The following is an 18,898-nucleotide window of genomic DNA, read 5'->3' on the forward strand; positions in this document are numbered from 1 at the left end:
ACCCTAAGTTCAAAATTCTATACTCAATTTTGCTGTTCTTGCATACAAGGAACACGTTTTTAGAATAATGAAAACAATCAGCGCTTTAATTAAAGAAGGGTCAAAGCTACTATCATCACATAGAATTGAATCACCACATTTGGATTGTGAAATCATCATGCAGTACGTACTTGGAGTAGAAAGATCATTCACAATCATGAATCACATCAATCAGGTACCAAGAAACAAAGAACTTCTATTCTGGAAATTAACAAAAAAAAGAGCAGAAAGATATCCAATATCGCAAATAATAGGTAATCGTGAATTCTGGAGTAAAAATTTTATAGTTAACCAACATGTTCTAGATCCAAGACCAGATAGTGAGACAGTAATTTCAACAGTGTTAAAATATTACCAAAATAAGAAGCAAAAAATAAAAATTGCAGATTTTGGCACAGGCACAGGCTGTTTGTTGATCTCCGTACTTAGTGAGTATGAATATGCTATTGGAGTTGGTTTTGAAAAAAGCCTGGAAGCATACAAAATTACCTACCAGAACACAAAGAAACATAATCTTCTCAACAGAGCTAAAATATTTCCAAATTCGTGGACAGAATGCAGAGATTTATTTGATCTCATAATAAGCAATCCTCCATATATTAAAAGAAGTAAGTTAAAAGATCTGCAAGCTGAAGTGCAAAAAGAGCCAAGAATTGCTCTTGATGGTGGTATCGATGGATTGAGCTGTTACCTGAGTATTTTTCCAATATTGAAAAAGTGCCTTAAAAAAGATGGGTTTGCGATATTGGAAATAGGCGAAGATCAAAGCAATATTGACAAAATAATACCCTTATATGGACTGGTTTTTCAGGAATACGTATACGACTTGGCTGGAATGAAAAGATGCATTGTTGTAAAGCAAGATAAAGAACATGACTAGTAGAACGCTAGCTTTCTAAGAACCCGTTCATAATCCCAAGAAAGGCATAAAGTAAGAAATAGAGTGTATAAATTAGGATATATGAGGAGTGTATACCCAAGTGACATAAGTCGAGAGAAGTTTGAGATTATTTCACCAGATCTGGAGTCTTGTGGAAAAAACAAAACCAAGAAAACTTGATTTGTATGATATATTTGCGGAGTGTTGTAAGCCCTAAAAAGTGGTTATCAGTGGAGGATGCTACCAAAAGAGTTTCCAAAATGGCCAAATTGTTATGATTATTTCAAGAATGGAGTGAAAAAGTAAAAGGAAATAAAAAAAAAAGTATTTTGGAGTGCATGTTAAAAAAAATAGTTAGTGTGGTCCGACAAAACAATGTTTGGAAAGAAAAAATCAGCTTTTGCATGATTGACACTCAGAGTGTAAAGAACGCAGACACTGATGAAGAAAAAGGCTATGACGCTGGTAAAAAAATCTCAGGAATAAAACGCCATATCGCACAAGATATAGATGTTTGCTATTTATTCTTAAGCTTGGGAGTGTTAAATAGCATTTTACTTTTTTTAGTATGTAGAGATTTTCTAGGAATTATTCTATTGAATTCTATGATATTATTTTTTGTAACATTGTTATACATACCATAAGAATGAACTGACGAAATTTGTAAAGGAGTTTTATGGCTTAGCTACATGGTACTAACACTCAAGTAAATTTTCATCAATGACGCAATTTGCTATGTCTATATCTCACATAGCTTACAACTTGCTTTACTCCTTTTACTTTTCTTGCAATTGCTATTACAGCTTTTAATTCCGCCTTATTTTGAGCTATACCCATCAAATAAACGACTCTATCAACTGTATTAACGCTATAATTAATTGATTTAATATTTCTTTTTCCCAGAAGCCTCGTGCTTATCTCTGCTGTTATCATACCATCTACAGTAACATCTAGCATAGAAGCCATTTTAATTGGTGTGACTCTTATTTCATTTATCACTTCTTTAATCTCTTTTTGCTGCCAAGCTATTTTCTCTGCTGTGAGTTGCTTTTCATGATTATCAACATTTCCAATGAGTAATACTCTTCCTTCACTCACTTTAACTTTTATAGATGAGAACAGTCCGTGTTTTAAGAGTCCCTTATTGATTCTTATTACTATAGTTGTATCATCAATAATGTTTCCCAAGGATTTATCTTGCATTGTTATTGCTGTAGCCGCTGCAGTTGCTGTTACCACTATACCACTCACAAGAGTCGTACAGCCACTCTGTGTAATCAGAAAAATTGCGAGTAAGAAGCTTGCTATTAATCTCATTATTAATTTCCAGAGTTTAGAGCTTTAATTAAAGAATATTAATAAGCTTTTTTTATTGTGTAAATACTATAAATTGAATAGGCCTTGAATATTTCTAAGACAGTACTTATCTCAATAATGTTAGTTAAAGTAATTCAGGCTTAGATTCATAGTGGAGTTAACCAGTATTATAAGTTCAGTCTGTGGTACTAAAATCTAATCTTTAAATTGCATAAGATGACAGAAGTGGTTATCTATAAGTTAATGAAGGGTTCTTGCGGATATGGCGAAATTGGTAGACGTGCCAGGTTTAGGTCCTGGTGAGCTTGCTCGTGGGGGTTCAAGTCCCTCTATCCGCACTTAAAGTCATGTAACTCAGGTTTTAAGAGAAAATTTATAATCACTAAGTACACTTTTGTTTGTATAAGAACCTGTTCTTAAGGATTGTATTTAACTTAAATTCTGTTAAAATGGCTTTATTAAAACATAAATAAAATATTGATAACAGGTTGTAATGTCTAGTAATATAACTCAAAATGCAGTCGAAGCAGATACATTAAGTAATATATATACCTATAAGGAACTTAGTGTAGATAAACTAAAGTATGAGTATGAAATCATAGTTAGTAGTGATTATATAGAACAAAAGATAAACTCTAGATTACAAGAAATAGCGAAGGATGCAAAATTGCCTGGATTTAGATCCGGAAAGATGCCTTACGATCTTGTTGTTACAAATTATAAAAACGAAGCTTTGGAATATGTGATAAAAGATACGATTGACTATTGCTCAAGTGATTTAATGAAAAAAATCGAAGTTAAGTCTCACATCCATCCTAAGGTTGATATTATGTCATTACCAAACCTGGATAAAAAGGATAAAAAAGGCGACTTTCTGTACAAATTATCTTTTGAATCGATGCCAAAAGTGCCAGTAATAGATCTTGATAAAATAAATTTGAAGAAAGTTAAGGCAAAAATCAAAGAGGGAGACATAAAAGAATTTATTGATTCTATAAAAACAAAATTTCCTAACTTTGTCTCTGTTGATGATGCTTCTTATCAAGCAAAAAACGAGGATAAACTGATAATTGACTTTGAAGGGCGAATTAGAAATAAGCTCTTTCAAGGTGGAAGTGGCAAAAATTTTACTGTTAATTTAGGATCTGGAACATTTATAAATGGTTTTGAAGATCAATTAATTGGCATGAAAAAAGGGGAAACAAAAAGCTTTAAGTTGAGATTTCCTGAAGATTACCAGGTAATTTCCCTTGCGGGGCAGGAGGCTGCTTTTTCTGTTCGAGTTAATGATATTCAGATTGCCGAAGATTTGCAAAGTGATAATGAAATAGCTAGGAGAATTGGTTTTGAAGATCATTCTTCGCTAATAAATCATGTAAAAGAAGTAATTGATAATCAGTGTAAAGAAATGGGAGATCTCTTAATTAAGAAAGAGCTATTTGATTGTTTGGATGCTAGTTATAGTTTTGATTTGCCTATAGAAGTAGTAAAACAGGAACAGCAGAGAGTGGAAAGAGAGTTGAATGCTAAAGATGATTCTTGTAAAGAAGCTGAAAGACGTGTAAAGCTTGCAATGCTATTTATGGAGTTCAGTAAAGAACATGAAATATCATTAACTCAAAGTGATATTATGAATGTTATTGTAAATCAATATGTCAGTAAAGATGTATCATTTGACAGAGTATTTAAACATTTTAAATCAGACGGACAATTTCAGGAATTAGTTAGAGGGCAAGCGCTTGAGTATAAAGTGACAGATTATATGATAGAAAAAGCTAATAAAGAAGAACAGATTGTTTCTGTGAAAGAATTAAAGGAATTATTTGATAATATTTGATAGGAAAAGGTATGACTCTTATACCAATTGTAGTTGAACAAACTAGTCGCGGTGAGCGGGCTTATGACATATATTCAAGGCTAGTAAAAGAAAGAATAATTTTCGTAACTGGCCCTATTGAAGACAACATGGCCAGCGTAATAGTAGCACAGCTTTTATTTTTAGAATCGGAAAATCCTGATAAAGACATTCATATGTATATTAATTCGCCAGGCGGTGTTGTAACTGCTGGTTTATCAATCTACGATACAATGCAGTACATAAAGCCAGACGTTTCAACTTTATGTATAGGTCAAGCTGCATCTATGGGTTCTTTGTTGCTTGCAGCTGGTGCGAAAGGTAAGCGCCACTCTCTACCTCATTCAAGAATTATGATACATCAACCATCTGGTGGTTATCAAGGTCAAGCAACTGATATAGAAATACATGCTAAGGAAATTTTGCGAATTAAGAAAAAGCTAAATCAAATTTATGAAAAACATACTGGGCATTCACTCAAGAAGATTGAAGGAATGATGGAAAGAGATAAATTTTTGGATCCTATAGAAGCAATGGAACTTGGCTTGATTGATAAAGTAATAGCTGAGCGTAAAGATATTAAGATTGAAAACATTAAAGTTAAACAAAAGGTAGTTTAATGGATAACAATAATGATTTACACTACTGTTCTTTTTGTAACAAGGCACAAAACGAAGTAGATAAATTGATTACTAACTCTTCAGATGGTTTAAAGGTGTTCATTTGTAATGAATGCATAGAGTTATCCCATAAAGCAATAAGTCAAAAGAAAGAGAGAGCTTTTAATTCAGATCATATATCTGATATAAAGCTATTACTAAAGAAACCTGAAGATATAAAAATTTTTCTTAGTAAGCATGTTGTAGGTCAGGAACATGCGCAACACGTTTTATCTGTGGCTATGTATAACCATTGTCAATCCATGGTGCAACTTCATTCTATAAGTGATATTGAAATTGAGAAGTCAAATATAATGCTTATTGGCCCTACTGGTTCTGGTAAGACTTTGCTAGCAAAAACACTTGCTAAAGTTTCAGATGTGCCATTTGCTATGGCCGATGCGACAACTTTGACTGAGGCAGGTTATGTAGGTGATGATGTAGAAAGCGTGTTGTCACGTCTATTACAAGCTGCAAATTATGATGTTGCAAAGGCACAGCATGGTATAGTGTTTATCGATGAAATAGACAAGATCACAAGAAAGTCTGAAAGCGCTTCAATAACCCGTGATGTTTCAGGTGAAGGGGTCCAACAAGCTCTACTAAAAATCATGGAAGGTACGGTTGCTTATGTTCCTCCACAAGGAGGGCGAAAATACCCGCAACAAGAGTTTATACAAGTAGACACTAGTAACATACTATTTATTTGTGGAGGAGCTTTTGAAGGCCTAAATAAAATTATTGAGGCAAGAAAAAAGGGAACATCAGTTGGCTTTGGTGCGGACATAAGTCAGTATAAAGAACAAAAGAAAAAAAATGCTTTACATGATGTTCAACCTGAGGACTTAATCAAATTCGGTTTGATACCCGAATTTGTAGGACGGGTTCCAATAACTGCTGTTCTAGATGAGCTGGATCACGAGGATTTAATACATGTGTTGACAGAGCCAAGAAATGCGCTAGTAAAACAATATAAAGCATTGCTTGCATTTAGTAAAGTAAACCTTAAGTTTTCAGATGAAGCAATATCAGCTATTGCTAAAAAAGCTATAAGCTATAAAACAGGTGCAAGGATGTTACGTGCTATCTTAGAGTCACTTTTGCTTGATGTTATGTATACAGCTGGCAATGGAGGTTTTGAAGGTAGCGCTATAACGGTTACTAAGAAAATGGTAGAATTAGGCAAAGCGACGATTAATCATAATAATAAGGGTAGTGTTATAACGGTTAATGATTAATTTGAGGCATATATTATGAGTATTGGACGTGCTGTAAACTTTAATTCTACTGTATTACCAGTATTACCTCTAAGAGATGTAGTAATTTTTCCAAATATAATGTTGCCTTTATTCGTAGGTAGAGAAAAATCTGTTCATGCACTAGAGTATGCAATAAGTAGCAGTAATCACCAAAACGAGATTTTTCTCATAGCACAAAAAGATGGTTCTATTGATAATCCAGAGCCAGAGAATCTTTATGAAGTAGGCGTGTTAGCAAACATTATACAACCATTAATAAAACTGCCTGACAATGCAGTAAAAGTCATGATTCATGGGGTAAGAAGGGGAAGAGTTATAGAATATATTAGCTCTCACACTTTGTTACAGGCCAGAGTAGCGTTAGATGGTCATTATGAGTATGGAGAAAATGAAGATAATATTGATTTAGAAGCTTTAAGGCGTTCTGTTATAGATGCATTCGACAATTGGTGTAAACTAAGCAAGAAAAGTCGACCCGAGATTATTATTGACCCTATTGATCAAGTTAAAGAGGTTAATCAAATTGTAGATGTGATAGCTTCGCACTTAAATATAAAGGTATCAGATAAGCAAAACATACTTGAAGTTTATAACCCAAAAGAGCGTTTAAAAAAAGTTTTTGCTCTTATTGAGAGAGAAATAAGTATTTTGAGTGCACAAAACCGCTTGTATAAGACAATTAAATCACAGGTTGAAAGTACTCAAAAAGTTTACTACCTTAATGAGCAATTAAAAGCTATACAGAAAGAATTAGGTGAGTTTGAAAATGGAGATGAAGGGAATATACTCAATGAATTTGAAAAAAAGATAAATGAAACAAAGCTTTCTGAGGAAGCAAAAGAGAAAGCCATAACTGACTTAAAGAGATATAAGAAAATGAATCCCATTTCTCCTGAAGCAACAGTTATATCTAGTTACTTGCATTGGTTGCTTGATTTGCCATGGGGAAAGTACAAAGATGCAAAAATTAACTTAAATGCGGCTAAAAAAATCTTAGATGAAAATCATTATGGCATAGAGAAAGTAAAAGATAGAATAATAGAATTTTTAGCAGTATTAAAGAGAGTAAAAGAGATAAAGGGTCCTATACTTTGCTTAGTTGGACCACCTGGTGTTGGTAAAACTTCTTTAGCTAAGTCTATGGCAAAAGCAGTAGGAAGAGATTTTGTTCGCATATCTCTTGGTGGTATACGTGATGAGTCTGAAATACGAGGACACAGAAAAACTTATATTGGCTCAATGCCTGGTAAAGTCATTCAACACATGAAAAAAGCTAATTCATGCAACCCGCTTTTTCTGCTTGATGAAATAGATAAGATGGGTTCTGATTCGCGTGGTGATCCTGCATCTGCATTACTTGAGGTTTTGGATACTGAGCACAATAAACACTTTACGGATCATTACTTGGAAGTTGAATTTGATCTTTCAAGTGTAATGTTTGTAGCTACGGCAAACAGCTTAAATTTGCCACATCCTTTGCGTGATAGGATGGAAATTATACAATTATCTGGATATAGCGAAGATGAGAAGATCAGTATTGCTACGCATCACCTTATTCCAAAATTAAAAAAAGAGCATGGTTTGCATCAGAAGGAGTGGAAAATAACTAATGAAGCATTATACGAGTTGATACGTTTATATACACGTGAGAGCGGCGTGCGAAGCATGGAAAGGGAACTTGCAAAGCTCATGAGAAAAGCAGTTAAAGCAATATTAACTGATAAAAATAAGAAAATATCCGTAGAGGTTGGTAATTTACAAGATTACCTAGGGGTACGTAAGTATACCTTTGGCATTGCAGAAAATGAGAGTTTGGTAGGGGTAGTAACTGGTCTCGCCTATACTGAAACAGGTGGTGATATTTTAATGATAGAGTCAGTCCTAATTCCGGGCAAGGGGGAAATAAAATACACAGGAAAGCTTGGAGAGGTTATGCAAGAGTCTATAAAAGCTGCGTATAGTTATGTGCGATCAAATTGTTTATTTTTCGGTATAAAACCCGAAAAATTTCAAAATAATGATATACATTTGCATGTACCTGAGGGTGCTGTGCCAAAAGATGGTCCCTCTGCTGGCAGTGCAGTATGTACATCTATTGTTTCTCTTATGACAAATATACCAGTTAACAAAAGTGTTGCTATGACAGGTGAAGTAACATTGCGTGGTAGAGTGTTGGCTATTGGGGGTTTGAGAGAAAAATTGCTTGCTGCGCTAAGAGGATCAATCAAAACTGTGATTATACCAAGTAAAAATGAGAAAGATATGCAAGAGATTCCTGCAAATATAAAAGAAGAAATCAATGTAATTTTTGCTGAGAATATTGATGAAGTTATAAAAGTTGCTTTGATGCACCCTATTACTTCAATTGATGATAATAACGAAATTAGTGTGTCTACCTCCATAGAAAATAAGGATAATACCTTCCCTTCATCAGAAACATTAAAGCACTAAATTGAAAAGGTTTATGCAATTTTCGTTTCTTTTTTTTAACCTCAAAGCTCTGATTTGAATATATAAATTACAAGTAACATATATGGAAATTTCATAAGTTCATTTTTTAAGCATATATTGCAATATCTCACTAGCAATTGCAACATCTTGGCGTGGAGTTTTACCATGTTCTATAAACACTGAGATTGCATAGCGCGGATCATGGTAGGGGCCATAAGCGATAAACAATTTATGACTTTCACCTTTAGAGGTTATCTCTGGTGTTCCGGTTTTGCCAGCAATTTGTATACTGCCTAGTCCTTTTCTATAGTTAGAATTCACCACGTCAAACATAGCTTTTCGAACCACACTAAGATGCTCATGATTCACATCAATATCAAGAAAGTCTTGCCCTGATTTACTCATCTCAATGTGGGGAATTACCTCCTTTCCTGTTGCAACCCTCGCTGCAAGAACCGCAAGCTGTAATGGCGTTGTAAGTAAATACCCTTGTCCTATAACTAAGTTAATGGTATCACCTAAATACCACTCTGAATATAGCTTGCGTGCACGCCAATCCACATCAGGCAACAATCCCGGAGCTTCTTCCTTAAACATTCCAATTAATGGTCCACTTCCTATACCAAATTTGCTAGCCATTTCTAGTAGAGAATCTACATTTATTTTTTTTCCTATATTATAAAAGTAAGTGTTGCATGAGAAGGCCATTGCCTCGTTTAAAGATACATATCCATGGACTTTGCTTTTTAGGCAACGAAATTTTCGTTCACCTATTTTCATATAGCCCCTACACGAGAACTTTTCTTCTGGTGTTATTATTCCATCTTTTAAACCCTCAAGCGCATCTATTATTTTAAATATTGAACCAGGTGGAATTTGATATGATAATGCACGGTTTACAAGCGGTAATGAAAGATTGTTTAAATTTTTCCAAGTTTCATTTGATAATCTGCTAGTGAAAAGATTATTATCGTAAGAAGGTGAATTATATAATGCTAAAATTTCTCCGTTATTTACATCAATTACCACTGTGGAACCTTGGTGGTCTTTAAATATCTCTGCAATTTTCTTCTGTAAATCAACATCAATTGTCAGCTGTATATCTTGTCCGTCTTGCTTCGGTATGCTAGATAACTCTCTCATGATACGCTTCTTAGAATTTATTTCCTGCTCAGATTTTCCGGTCTTGCCTTTTAATACATGATCATATGTATATTCAATTCCACTAACCCCTGCTTCATTTATGTCTTGCTGTCTTTTTGTATATCCGATTATATGAGAACATATCGAACCAAACGGGTAATAACGTTTATAAAGAGCAGTTATTTTTGTATCTGATGATTTTGTTGCATCAGGTTTAATTTCTGATAACATCTGAAAATCAACTTCCCTAGTAAAGGTTTTTTGCCCATCAAATAAAACAATATACGAAATTTTGTTTACTGCGAGTTCAACGCTATTCCTATCCAAAATCCTGCCTCGTTTAGGCACAATAGTAACAACTTTTATCCTATTATTATTGGATAGCACTTCATATTTTTGTCTATCTCGTACTTGTAAAGTATACAACCTATAACTAAAAATAGCAGAAATAGTAAGCTGAATACCACCTAATATGAATGCCCTGCGGTTGAAGACCTTGTTTTTTGTCCACATAGAATTCCTTTAGAACGCACTCATCCTCCTTTTATTGGCACATTTCTAGCTTTCACTACATCACAAACCCTTTCTTCCCACTCACTTAAGGTAACAAGTTTGTAACCCGATTTTTTTAGTATTTCAATAATCTGAGGTAAAGCTTCAACTGTATTTGATTTGTTATCGTGATCATGGAACAATATAATCGCTCCATTATGTACATTGCTTAAAACTCTTTCAACCAAAATCTCTGATTTATCACCTTGCCAATCCAGAGAATCAACTGTCCATAGTATGGAACACATATTTAATCGATTAGTATTTTCGATCAAATTATCATTGTGACATCCATATGGTGGACGAAACCATTTTACATTCTGTTCTGTTACATTTTTAATTGCTATATTTGTCTTTTCCAGCTCTTGCAATTGTTCCTCACTTGAAAGTGATGTCAACTTCCTATGCGACCAAGAGTGATTGCCTAACTCATGACCTGCTTCATGGATTTTCTTTACTATCTCATATGTTTTTTTATTTATACGTCCACCAAGCACAAAAAATGTCGCTTTTGTTTTATTGCTCTCCAGAATATTAATAATATCTCCCGCTCTATTATAAGACGGTCCATCATCAAACGTAAGTGCAACAAACTTATCTTTGTTATTCAATAATTTCTTTATATTACTTAAATTTCTATATGATAGATCCAAATCACAACTGAGCCCACGATATGGTAAGTTAAAGTTACAATCACTACAGAAAACTGCGCTTGAATATAGCAAAAGAAAAGCGATTATTCTTATAAACATATATAATCAGCAAAGTGATAGAGTACTACACTTTTTTGCTAAATTAAACCACTTTTAACAGCTACCGTTTACTTCGTTACTTTATCAATATACTATATTAATAACTTTGTATAATATAGTATGATTGCAAATATAAATACCGTTGCACTTCAGGGAACCAGCACAGTAAATGTTAATGCACAAATTCACATAGCAAATGGTATTCCAGCTTTTAAAGCAACAAGGACAACATTGCAAATTTAGAGTTCAAGAGGGTTATTCCTCGAGAACTCCTGCGTCAGAAAGCTGGCGTTGAATTTGTATATAATGTTGATCTTGGAGGTTTTTATGAATAATAGTGAGAGAAAAGAAAAATTAGAAACTCGTATTCTATCAAGCAGAGGTAGGTCTTTGCTTGACCATGAGCTACTGGAACGTAATCTATCTGCATACACAGAAGGAAGAGAAGTTGCCAAAAAGCTAATGGAGCTCTTTAGTAGTTTAGGAAGGGTAATTAATGCTGATCTTCACGAGCTAAAAAATGTTACAGGAATGAACGATGGAGCAATAGCAAATATCTTTTGCCTGAAAGAGATTTTCGATAGGATATTGAAAGGTAAGTTAAAAAAGCTGTCGATTCTTGATAATAGAGAAGAGCTACTAAAATACTTTAAAGCAGCAATAGGACAGTCAAGAAAGGAAAGCTTACGAGTGGTATACTTAGATCGAAGTGGTCATTTAATATATGAGTATGTTCAAGACTGTGGAACTATAGATAGAGTCCCTCTATATGTGAGGGAAATAATCAAACAGGGATTACTGATTGACGCAGCATCTGTTGCAATTTCACATAATCATCCAAGTGGAGATATAGAGCCATCTAAAGAGGATGAAGATAACACACTTACATTAGCTGCAACCTGTGAAAATGTAGGAATGAAATTAATAGATCATATAATCGTAACACAGAAGAGCCATTTTAGTTTTTATAACAGTGGTTTATTGTAATCTTTAGACTGGAAGGAAAGTTCTCTAGCTTTCCTTCTTTTTTTCCACTTCATAAATTAAAAAATTTAATATAAGCTTGAACAGCTAAAATTAGTAATAAAAAGTGGAATTAGGCAAAAAAATAAAGGAACTTAGGTTATACTGTGGTTTAACACAAACTGAGTTAGGAAAAAGAATAGGTGTTTCATATAGGCAGATACAAAGGTACGAAAATGGTTCAAATTGTGTTTTGGCCAGTAGATTATATGATTTAGCAAAAGCACTATCGATAGATGTTGCTGATTTCTTTACTGTTATGCATACTGACTCACATGAAAGTTATGATGAAGAAATACTAAAATTAGTTAAAGAATATAATAAAATTAAGAGTAAAAGGCTGCGTAGTGTAGTTTATACGTTAGTAAAATCTTTTTCTCAAGGTTACAATGAAAGTTAGTATTGTTTGTATATATGAATTAAGACATTAACAAATGGATACACAACATCCTATTGATAAACAAATAGGTGAAAGAATAAGAAAGCGAAGGTTAATGTGTGGTTTTAGTCAAAGGGATTTGGGAAAAAAGCTTGGAATTTCATTTCAGCATATACAAGGATATGAAACTGGATAGGTAAGGCTTGTAATTGATAGATTGTACAATTTGGCAGAAGCTTTGTCCGTTGATATGTCATATTTTTTTACCAAAGCTTCTGAAGACTTACACGATAAGGCCTTTTGTAGCGATGTGGGTAGTGAAGAAATATCAAGGCTAGTGAGGGAATACAGGAAAATTAAGGATGAAACGTTGCGTAATATTGTGCATTCAGTGATAAAAGCGCTTGCCAATAAATAATATTGCCTGAATATATCTTCAATCCACTTCTACAAGCAATGCTAGTTAAGGTAAATTTTTTATGGTAATCTTGATTAAATTCCAAGAACTACTTTACTTTGCAATAATTATGGCTATGTAAAACATAGCCATCAATCAAAAACGTCCTACAGATGTCGTTTTATCATTTTTTAATTTATCTACCCAAGAAAAAGTCTCACTACTCTTAGAATTTGGATCGCCCCATCTTCCACACCTAGTAAAACTGCCTTTTTCTACTGCTTCTTTAACAGACATGCCACCAAATAAACAACCTTGTCCTACGATTTCTCCTATTTTTTGCAACTCATTCCACATTTCTTCATCTTCTACCTCAACTTGTACTTGATGATAGTCTTCTGTGTCATGATATACCATTAAATTTAGCTCTCCTAGGCTAGTGCAAAGTGTTACTGTAAAAGCACTGCTATCTGATATATCCACGTAGTTTCTTTTGCCGTCTTTCCCAGTTTTGACTTCAACTTCACCATCACCTATTTTTAGGATATTGCCACCAAGGTTTAAGTCTCCTTTACTTAAGCCTAAATTTTTTGCACCTTCTACAACTTTTGCAACATCAACTATGCAGCTATGTGAAAATTCTATATAGAAGGTCTTATTATCAATTTCTATATTTTCAACAGTTCCTTCTATAGTAGCGTTCTCTCCAACTTCCCTGAGCTTTTTGAGTAGATCATATATTTGTGGCTCAATTTCTTTTTGCACCTTTTGATAAATTTCAGTTATTTTATTATCAACTTGTACATTAAAATCTGCCCCATTTAAAGCTAACTTCCTGATTATATCCTCTTGTTTATTTCCTTTGAATCCATCACGATACATCTTAAACATTGTAACGTTAGCGAAGCTAAAGCCATTTTTATTGCAGCATTTATTCTTATTCCTAAATCCAAAGCTTCATCAACAACTTTACTTAACTTGTTTATATTTTTAGCTGCAATAGCTTTTTCCAAGAATTCATTTAGTTTCATATTTTCATATTCACTTAGCCTTATCTTGGATAAAGCTGATCGAAATGGATTGAGCTCCTCAGGATATGACAAGACAGGTAGTTTACTGATCTTTTTATTTGCTGTTGGAGCAGCTTTTATAAAATTAGGTAACAACCCTTCTTTTGCTATTCGCTCTACCGCTTTTAACATTTTACTAGACAATTTTTTACTTTTTATTTTTTTCATTGTAACCCTCACTTAATCTTATTACTATTCGATCATAACGTGATAAATGTTATTTAATTGTTAACGCTATACGACTTATTGATTTACTGTATATTGCAATAACAAACTTTACAGGCATTTACACTAGAAAAACACATCCTATAAAAATTATTTCAGTTTCAACAAAAATGGGGTATTGTGATTATAAAATTGAAAGAAATGGATCTCCTATCTTACTCTACTGAAAAGCTGAAAAAGCATTGTCAGCTACTTGATAATAAAGAAAAAATAGTTCTATATGAGCAGCTGCTAGACAAGGCTAAAGATATACTTGAAAATTCAAGAGATAATGTTTCTGAGCTGAAAAGGATCAGTAAAGCAGCTGTAGCGATAGAGGAAATTACCGATAAGCAGTTACTAGAAAAGTTTAATGATGACCACCCGCTAAGAGAAGTGGACATTTTAATCTACTCTCCTCAGGGAAATACTGAATATCTGTTCAGCACAGATAACTCATCAGAACTTTATGATTTAAAAGAAGATAAGGAAAAAGCTCTTTATAATGTAGTTAAGTCAAATGATGTTGAGCTTGTAAAAAAGCTGCTGATGATTCTTTCACCTACAGAAGTAAGTAATTTTGATACGAAATACTTGGAAGAATTGAAAATATCGCTGTCAGGAATCAGCAAAGAATTACCATTATCACAGGATATGAAAAATTATCTTGAGAAGATGATAAAGTTCTATAGTTTTTTATATAGTAATTTTAGCTTATTAGTTGCAAATCCTACTGATGTAAAAGCCCTAATTAATCTATTTGCCGATCAACCAAATATTGATTACCAAATAGATAAGCTTCTCCTTTCTTTTATTGTGAGAGATATTGAGGAAAAAAAGCTAAATTCTGAAATCAGTCACATGATAGAACTCCTTGAAAAACATGAAAAATTTGCTGAGCTCGAATATAAGGTTAGGAGATTAAGATCAGAGTTTACAGGTGGCAAAAGTAGATATTCAGCTGAAGTAATAAGAAATAGCATTGCAGAGCGAGAAAAAGAGATGAGGGAAATTGAGAAAAAACACGTAAGGCCAAGCGATTTAATTAGCGAGAGGCAGAAATTATTAAAGCAATTACTTTGCTAGCTTTTTCATAAAATTTGTTGTAAATTGAATAGCTAAAATTAAAGGTGGATCGCATACAATTAGGTAAAAAAATAAAACAACTTAGGTTAGATCGTGGTTTGACACAGACCGAATTAGGAAAGAGAATAGGTGTTTCATACAGACAGATACAAAAATACGAAAATGGTTCAAATTGTGTTTTAGCCAGTAGGATATATGACTTAGCAAAAGCTCTATCTATTGATGTTGCTAACTTTTTTACTGATATGCATGCTGACTCACATGAAGCTTATGATGAAGAGGTGTTAAAGTTAGTTAAAGGATATAACGAAATTAAGAGCAAAAGGTTACGTAGTGCAGTTTATATATTGGTAAAATCTTTTTCTCAAAGTGATAATACATAGTTAATATTACCTGATACGTAAAATGACTATACAACATCCTATCGATAAACAAATAGGGGAAAGAATAAGGAAAAGAAGGTTAATGTGTGGTTTTAGTCAAAGAGACTTAGGAAAGAAGCTTGGAATTTCATTTCAGCATATACAAGGATATGAAACTGGAGAGGTAAGGCTTGTAGTTGATAGATTGTATAATTTGGCAGAAGCTTTGTCAGTTGATATGTCATATTTTTTTACCAAAGCCTCTGAAGATTTGCATGATAAGGCCTTTCGTAGCGATGTGGGCAGCGAAGAAATATCCCGATTAGTAAGGGAATATAGAAAAATTAAGGATGAAGCATTGCGCGATATTGTTCATTTAGTGATTAAAGCTCTTGCTAACACAGGCTTCAAATGGGATGTTAAATGCACGTCAATCTCAGAGTAGAGAAGTTAAGGTATTGTTTTAGTATTCTTTCCTCAAGCCACCTAATCAGTTATTTGTACTTTATACTATAGAAAGACAGCAATTCCATTTTTTAATTCTTTAACATGGATAGCGCTGTTTCGCGCAGGAAATTACTTTATTCCAGAAGACTGTATTCTATTTTGTAATTATTGAGTTTACTCTACTTTCCGGTCTTTTCTGTTTTCCTTTAATCCAAAACTTGCATTTTTAAAATAAATATTGCACTGTAAAATGTTTATACATAACCTATTAATGCAAAGAGCTTTTTGGTGAGGATTTTGTCAATTTTAGAGAGGGTTAGATGCCATCAGAGCAGTTTGAAAATATAAAACAAGCTATAAGAAATAATAATAACAGAAAAGTTGTAGAACTTATAAACGATAATGTGACTATTGCTGGGCATTCTGACGTAGATGGGTGGAATTTGCTACACTATACTGCTCAGTATGGCAACTTAAACGCTACAGAATTTTTAGCAAACTTAACAGGTATAAACCTTATCGATGGTAAAACCAATGCTCAGCAGAAGCCTATACATATTGCTGCAGATAATGGACATACAAAAATCGTAGAGTTTTTTATTAATGAGAAAAAAATGGATGTTAATGATCCAGGAAAAGATTACGTGACGCCACTTCACTATGCCGCTAAAAAAGGTGAACTTGAGATGGCAAAGTTTTTAGTAGGAAAAAACGCAACGATTGATGCTCTAGCTAATGGTGCTTGGACACCATTGCATTACGCTTCTGAAGAAGGTAAGTACTCAGTTGTGGTATTCCTCGTAGAAAATGGAGCAGATATTAGCAAAAAAAATCCTGTTGGTAAAACACCATTACAGCTTGCTGAGGAAAATAGGTTTCAATCTATTACAGAATTTTTGAGGGGAAAAGAATCAGAAAGGGAAAAGTTACGACAAAATAAAGCATTGCTTGATGCTGCAAAGGAAGGAAGTAGTAAAAAAGTTCAGGAATGTCTTAAAAAAGGAGAAATTGATTATAAAGATCAGAATGGTTGGACAGCCTTACATTATGCTTCTAATAGAACAGTAGATGATTTGGAATTTGTAAGGTTTTTAGTAGATAAAAATGCAGACATTAATTCTAGAAATTCTGATAATAATAAGCCCTTGCACATTGCTGCAAGAAACGGACATGAAAATATTGTAAAGTTCTTTTTGGATGAAAAAAAACTAAGTGTTAATGATCAAGGAAAGGATAATTGGACACCCCTACATTATGCTGCTGAAAGTAATCGCGTTGATGTCGTTAGGTACTTAGTAGAGAAAAAGGGAGCAAATATCAATGCTAAAAATTATGGCAATAAAACTCCATTTGACCTCATTAAAGACAAGGACTATGAAAAAGTGAAAGAAATACTGCTAGGTAAGGCATTAATTGATGCTGTAAAGCAGAATGATATTACAGAAGTCTCAAATCTTATTGAGAGGAAAGCTAAAGTTAGTTATCTGTATGAAAGTAATAAGTGGACTCCATTACACTATGCTGCAAGTTTAGGTTATAAATCTTCAGCAGAAGTGCTCATAGCAGAGGATTTAAGTGTTATTAATGCTAAAGACTATGAGAGAAATACGCCTTTACATATTGCTGCTGATCAAGGTCATAAAAATATTGTAGAGCTTCTTCTTGAAAAGGAAGCAAATATTGAAGCTATAAATTCTGGTAACAAGACACCGTTACAATTAGCTAAAGAAAAAGACCATCAGGCAACAACACGGTTATTATTGAGTAGAGCATTGCTTAATTCAATAGAAGAAGGAAATATTAATAAGATCAAAAAATGCCTTGAGGAAGGAGCTGAAATTAACCGTGAAGATAACAACGGATGGACCCCGTTACATTATATTGCTAATAAAAAAACAGAAGCTCAAGAGCTGGTAAAGCTACTAGTGGAAAGAGGAGCAAACATTAATGCTACAACTAATGATGGAGATAAACCCTTACATATTGCGTCCAGCCATGCACATACAAAAATTGTAAAATTCTTCATTGATGAGAAGGGACTAGATATTAATGATCAAGGAAAGGATAATTGGACACCGCTACATCATGCTGTTAACAAAGGTAGCAGCGATTTAGTAAAGTTTTTGATAAAAAAAGAAGCAGATATTTATGCTGAAAATTCTAATAGTGTAACTCCACTTGACCTTGCTCAACAGCTTTCCCAAGGTGAAAGTAATCGGCAAGAAGTTAAAGCAATGTTGCAGGGCAAGGCGTTGATTGATGCTATAAGGAAAAATGATGTATCAAAGGTCAGAAAATATATTCAAAATCTTAATTATTCATACGAGAAAAATGGATGGCAGCCGTTACATTACGCTGCTAGCTTAGGGTATAAAACGCTAGCAACAGAACTTATCAATAAAGATCCAAATGTTGTTAACGCTAAAGATTCTGACGGAAATACACCTTTACATCTTGCTGCTACTTATGGCAAAGGTGACGTGGTAGAGCTTTTTCTGAGTAAGCAAGCAAATATTGATGAAGTAGGAAAAAATAACTGGACACCGCTTCACTATGCCGTTTATAAAAATCGATTACCGGTAGTAAAATTTCTTATAGAAAAAGGAGCAAATATTGGCGCTACGGGTTTAAGTGGAGAAACGCCGTTGCAACTTGCTGTTGAAAAAGGAGATAGTCACAGGGAGGTGGCAAAGTTATTGCGGAGTAGAGAGCTATTCAATGCTGTAAGAGGAGATAACTTTGGTGATGACATTAATAAGATTAAAGGTCTTTTTGCAAATGAGATTGATGTTAACTATTCAGATCTGAATAACTGGACACCACTCCATTATGCTGCTTGCAACGGTTATACAAAAGCAGCAGAATTTCTGGTAGAAAAAAAAAGCAAATGTAAACGCAAGAGCAGATAGTAGGGAAAAACCTTTGCACATTGCTGCAAAAAATGGGCATAAGGTGTAATAGTTTAGACTTGATCTGACAGACTAATAAAGTAAGATAAAAATATAAATAAATTTTAAAGGAGT

At 33.7% G+C, this 18,898-nt stretch carries 19 protein-coding genes and 1 tRNA gene; 15 read left to right on the plus strand and 5 right to left on the minus strand.

Annotation, left to right across the window (positions count from 1 at the left end):
- The first annotated feature begins 67 nt into the window (after nucleotides 1-67).
- Nucleotides 68-919, plus strand: coding sequence for a peptide chain release factor N(5)-glutamine methyltransferase (gene prmC / locus OPR44_RS06090; RefSeq protein ID WP_265014701.1), 852 nt, complete (start codon nucleotides 68-70; stop codon nucleotides 917-919).
- Between the two features lie 338 nt (nucleotides 920-1,257).
- A complete protein-coding gene (locus tag OPR44_RS06095) occupies nucleotides 1,258-1,563 on the plus strand; it encodes a hypothetical protein (protein WP_264374996.1) in 306 nt (101 codons plus the stop codon).
- A 73-nt stretch (nucleotides 1,564-1,636) separates the two neighbouring features.
- Here the strand turns inward: OPR44_RS06095 and OPR44_RS06100 are convergent, their stop codons facing one another.
- Nucleotides 1,637-2,236, minus strand: a complete 600-nt coding sequence (locus OPR44_RS06100) for a BON domain-containing protein (RefSeq protein ID WP_010406846.1) — start codon at nucleotides 2,234-2,236, stop codon at nucleotides 1,637-1,639.
- 256 nt (nucleotides 2,237-2,492) lie between these two features.
- On the opposite strand from OPR44_RS06100, the gene OPR44_RS06105 reads away from it, so the two are divergent.
- From OPR44_RS06105 to lon, 5 genes are all read left to right on the plus strand, one after another.
- A tRNA-Leu gene (locus OPR44_RS06105) sits at nucleotides 2,493-2,574 on the plus strand.
- A 155-nt stretch (nucleotides 2,575-2,729) separates the two neighbouring features.
- A complete protein-coding gene (tig, locus tag OPR44_RS06110; protein WP_265014702.1) occupies nucleotides 2,730-4,073 on the plus strand; it encodes a trigger factor in 1,344 nt (447 codons plus the stop codon).
- Nucleotides 4,074-4,084: 11 nt separating this feature from the next.
- Nucleotides 4,085-4,711, plus strand: coding sequence for an ATP-dependent Clp endopeptidase proteolytic subunit ClpP (gene clpP / locus OPR44_RS06115; RefSeq protein WP_264374998.1), 627 nt, complete (start codon nucleotides 4,085-4,087; stop codon nucleotides 4,709-4,711).
- Entirely contained in the window at nucleotides 4,711-5,988 is a 1,278-nt protein-coding gene (gene clpX / locus OPR44_RS06120; RefSeq protein ID WP_265014703.1) for an ATP-dependent Clp protease ATP-binding subunit ClpX, read from the plus strand. The genes clpP and clpX overlap by 1 nt, the downstream gene beginning before the upstream one ends.
- A 15-nt stretch (nucleotides 5,989-6,003) precedes the next feature.
- Nucleotides 6,004-8,460, plus strand: coding sequence for an endopeptidase La (gene lon, locus OPR44_RS06125; RefSeq protein ID WP_265014704.1), 2,457 nt, complete (start codon nucleotides 6,004-6,006; stop codon nucleotides 8,458-8,460).
- A gap of 99 nt (nucleotides 8,461-8,559) precedes the next feature.
- Here lon and OPR44_RS06130 read toward each other — a convergent pair whose 3' ends face one another.
- Nucleotides 8,560-10,116: a penicillin-binding transpeptidase domain-containing protein gene (locus tag OPR44_RS06130; RefSeq protein ID WP_265014705.1), complete on the minus strand. Its 1,557-nt coding sequence runs from the start codon at nucleotides 10,114-10,116 to the stop codon at nucleotides 8,560-8,562.
- A gap of 20 nt (nucleotides 10,117-10,136) precedes the next feature.
- Entirely contained in the window at nucleotides 10,137-10,907 is a 771-nt protein-coding gene (locus OPR44_RS06135) for a polysaccharide deacetylase family protein (protein ID WP_264377400.1), read from the minus strand.
- Nucleotides 10,908-11,234: 327 nt separating this feature from the next.
- Here OPR44_RS06135 and OPR44_RS06140 point away from each other — a divergent pair, with 327 nt between their 5' ends.
- The 4 genes from OPR44_RS06140 (at nucleotide 11,235) to OPR44_RS06155 (ending at nucleotide 12,727) form a co-directional block, all read left to right on the plus strand.
- Nucleotides 11,235-11,894 (plus strand): JAB domain-containing protein, encoded by a 660-nt coding sequence (locus OPR44_RS06140; RefSeq protein ID WP_264719936.1) that lies wholly within the window; start codon nucleotides 11,235-11,237, stop codon nucleotides 11,892-11,894.
- A 103-nt stretch (nucleotides 11,895-11,997) separates the two neighbouring features.
- Nucleotides 11,998-12,330: a helix-turn-helix domain-containing protein gene (locus tag OPR44_RS06145; protein ID WP_264719938.1), complete on the plus strand. Its 333-nt coding sequence runs from the start codon at nucleotides 11,998-12,000 to the stop codon at nucleotides 12,328-12,330.
- Between the two features lie 34 nt (nucleotides 12,331-12,364).
- Nucleotides 12,365-12,505, plus strand: a complete 141-nt coding sequence (locus tag OPR44_RS06150; RefSeq protein WP_265014706.1) for a helix-turn-helix domain-containing protein — start codon at nucleotides 12,365-12,367, stop codon at nucleotides 12,503-12,505.
- 30 nt (nucleotides 12,506-12,535) lie between these two features.
- Entirely contained in the window at nucleotides 12,536-12,727 is a 192-nt protein-coding gene (locus OPR44_RS06155; protein ID WP_265014707.1) for a hypothetical protein, read from the plus strand.
- A 135-nt stretch (nucleotides 12,728-12,862) separates the two neighbouring features.
- On the opposite strand, the gene OPR44_RS06160 is transcribed toward OPR44_RS06155, so the two are convergent.
- Both OPR44_RS06160 and OPR44_RS06165 read right to left on the minus strand, forming a co-directional pair.
- Nucleotides 12,863-13,588 (minus strand): hypothetical protein, encoded by a 726-nt coding sequence (locus OPR44_RS06160; protein WP_265014708.1) that lies wholly within the window; start codon nucleotides 13,586-13,588, stop codon nucleotides 12,863-12,865.
- Nucleotides 13,546-13,944: a hypothetical protein gene (locus tag OPR44_RS06165; RefSeq protein WP_265014709.1), complete on the minus strand. Its 399-nt coding sequence runs from the start codon at nucleotides 13,942-13,944 to the stop codon at nucleotides 13,546-13,548. Before OPR44_RS06165 ends, OPR44_RS06160 begins: the two co-directional genes overlap by 43 nt.
- A gap of 198 nt (nucleotides 13,945-14,142) precedes the next feature.
- Between OPR44_RS06165 and OPR44_RS06170 the strand changes: the two genes are divergently transcribed.
- From OPR44_RS06170 to OPR44_RS06185, 4 genes are all read left to right on the plus strand, one after another.
- Nucleotides 14,143-15,066 (plus strand): hypothetical protein, encoded by a 924-nt coding sequence (locus tag OPR44_RS06170; RefSeq protein WP_265014710.1) that lies wholly within the window; start codon nucleotides 14,143-14,145, stop codon nucleotides 15,064-15,066.
- A 44-nt stretch (nucleotides 15,067-15,110) separates the two neighbouring features.
- Nucleotides 15,111-15,449, plus strand: a complete 339-nt coding sequence (locus OPR44_RS06175) for a helix-turn-helix domain-containing protein (protein WP_265014711.1) — start codon at nucleotides 15,111-15,113, stop codon at nucleotides 15,447-15,449.
- Nucleotides 15,450-15,471: 22 nt separating this feature from the next.
- Complete coding sequence (locus tag OPR44_RS06180) at nucleotides 15,472-15,873, plus strand: helix-turn-helix domain-containing protein (RefSeq protein ID WP_213864023.1); 402 nt, start codon at nucleotides 15,472-15,474, stop codon at nucleotides 15,871-15,873.
- A 322-nt stretch (nucleotides 15,874-16,195) separates the two neighbouring features.
- Entirely contained in the window at nucleotides 16,196-18,784 is a 2,589-nt protein-coding gene (locus tag OPR44_RS06185) for an ankyrin repeat domain-containing protein (RefSeq protein WP_265014712.1), read from the plus strand.
- The last annotated feature ends 114 nt before the right edge of the window (nucleotides 18,785-18,898 follow it).

The sequence above is a fragment of the Wolbachia endosymbiont (group B) of Camptogramma bilineatum genome (assembly GCF_947251825.1).
Lineage (GTDB): Bacteria > Pseudomonadota > Alphaproteobacteria > Rickettsiales > Anaplasmataceae > Wolbachia.

Coding starts and splice junctions, on each gene's coding strand:
- prmC (WP_265014701.1), top strand. CDS start 68: ATGAAAACAATCAGCGCTTTAATTAAAGAAGGGTCAAAGCTACTATCA.
- OPR44_RS06095 (WP_264374996.1), top strand. CDS start 1,258: ATGTTAAAAAAAATAGTTAGTGTGGTCCGACAAAACAATGTTTGGAAA.
- OPR44_RS06100 (WP_010406846.1), bottom strand. CDS start 2,236: ATGAGATTAATAGCAAGCTTCTTACTCGCAATTTTTCTGATTACACAG.
- tig (WP_265014702.1), top strand. CDS start 2,730: ATGTCTAGTAATATAACTCAAAATGCAGTCGAAGCAGATACATTAAGT.
- clpP (WP_264374998.1), top strand. CDS start 4,085: ATGACTCTTATACCAATTGTAGTTGAACAAACTAGTCGCGGTGAGCGG.
- clpX (WP_265014703.1), top strand. CDS start 4,711: ATGGATAACAATAATGATTTACACTACTGTTCTTTTTGTAACAAGGCA.
- lon (WP_265014704.1), top strand. CDS start 6,004: ATGAGTATTGGACGTGCTGTAAACTTTAATTCTACTGTATTACCAGTA.
- OPR44_RS06130 (WP_265014705.1), bottom strand. CDS start 10,116: ATGTGGACAAAAAACAAGGTCTTCAACCGCAGGGCATTCATATTAGGT.
- OPR44_RS06135 (WP_264377400.1), bottom strand. CDS start 10,907: ATGTTTATAAGAATAATCGCTTTTCTTTTGCTATATTCAAGCGCAGTT.
- OPR44_RS06140 (WP_264719936.1), top strand. CDS start 11,235: ATGAATAATAGTGAGAGAAAAGAAAAATTAGAAACTCGTATTCTATCA.
- OPR44_RS06150 (WP_265014706.1), top strand. CDS start 12,365: ATGGATACACAACATCCTATTGATAAACAAATAGGTGAAAGAATAAGA.
- OPR44_RS06160 (WP_265014708.1), bottom strand. CDS start 13,588: ATGTATCGTGATGGATTCAAAGGAAATAAACAAGAGGATATAATCAGG.
- OPR44_RS06165 (WP_265014709.1), bottom strand. CDS start 13,944: ATGAAAAAAATAAAAAGTAAAAAATTGTCTAGTAAAATGTTAAAAGCG.
- OPR44_RS06170 (WP_265014710.1), top strand. CDS start 14,143: ATGGATCTCCTATCTTACTCTACTGAAAAGCTGAAAAAGCATTGTCAG.
- OPR44_RS06180 (WP_213864023.1), top strand. CDS start 15,472: ATGACTATACAACATCCTATCGATAAACAAATAGGGGAAAGAATAAGG.
- OPR44_RS06185 (WP_265014712.1), top strand. CDS start 16,196: ATGCCATCAGAGCAGTTTGAAAATATAAAACAAGCTATAAGAAATAAT.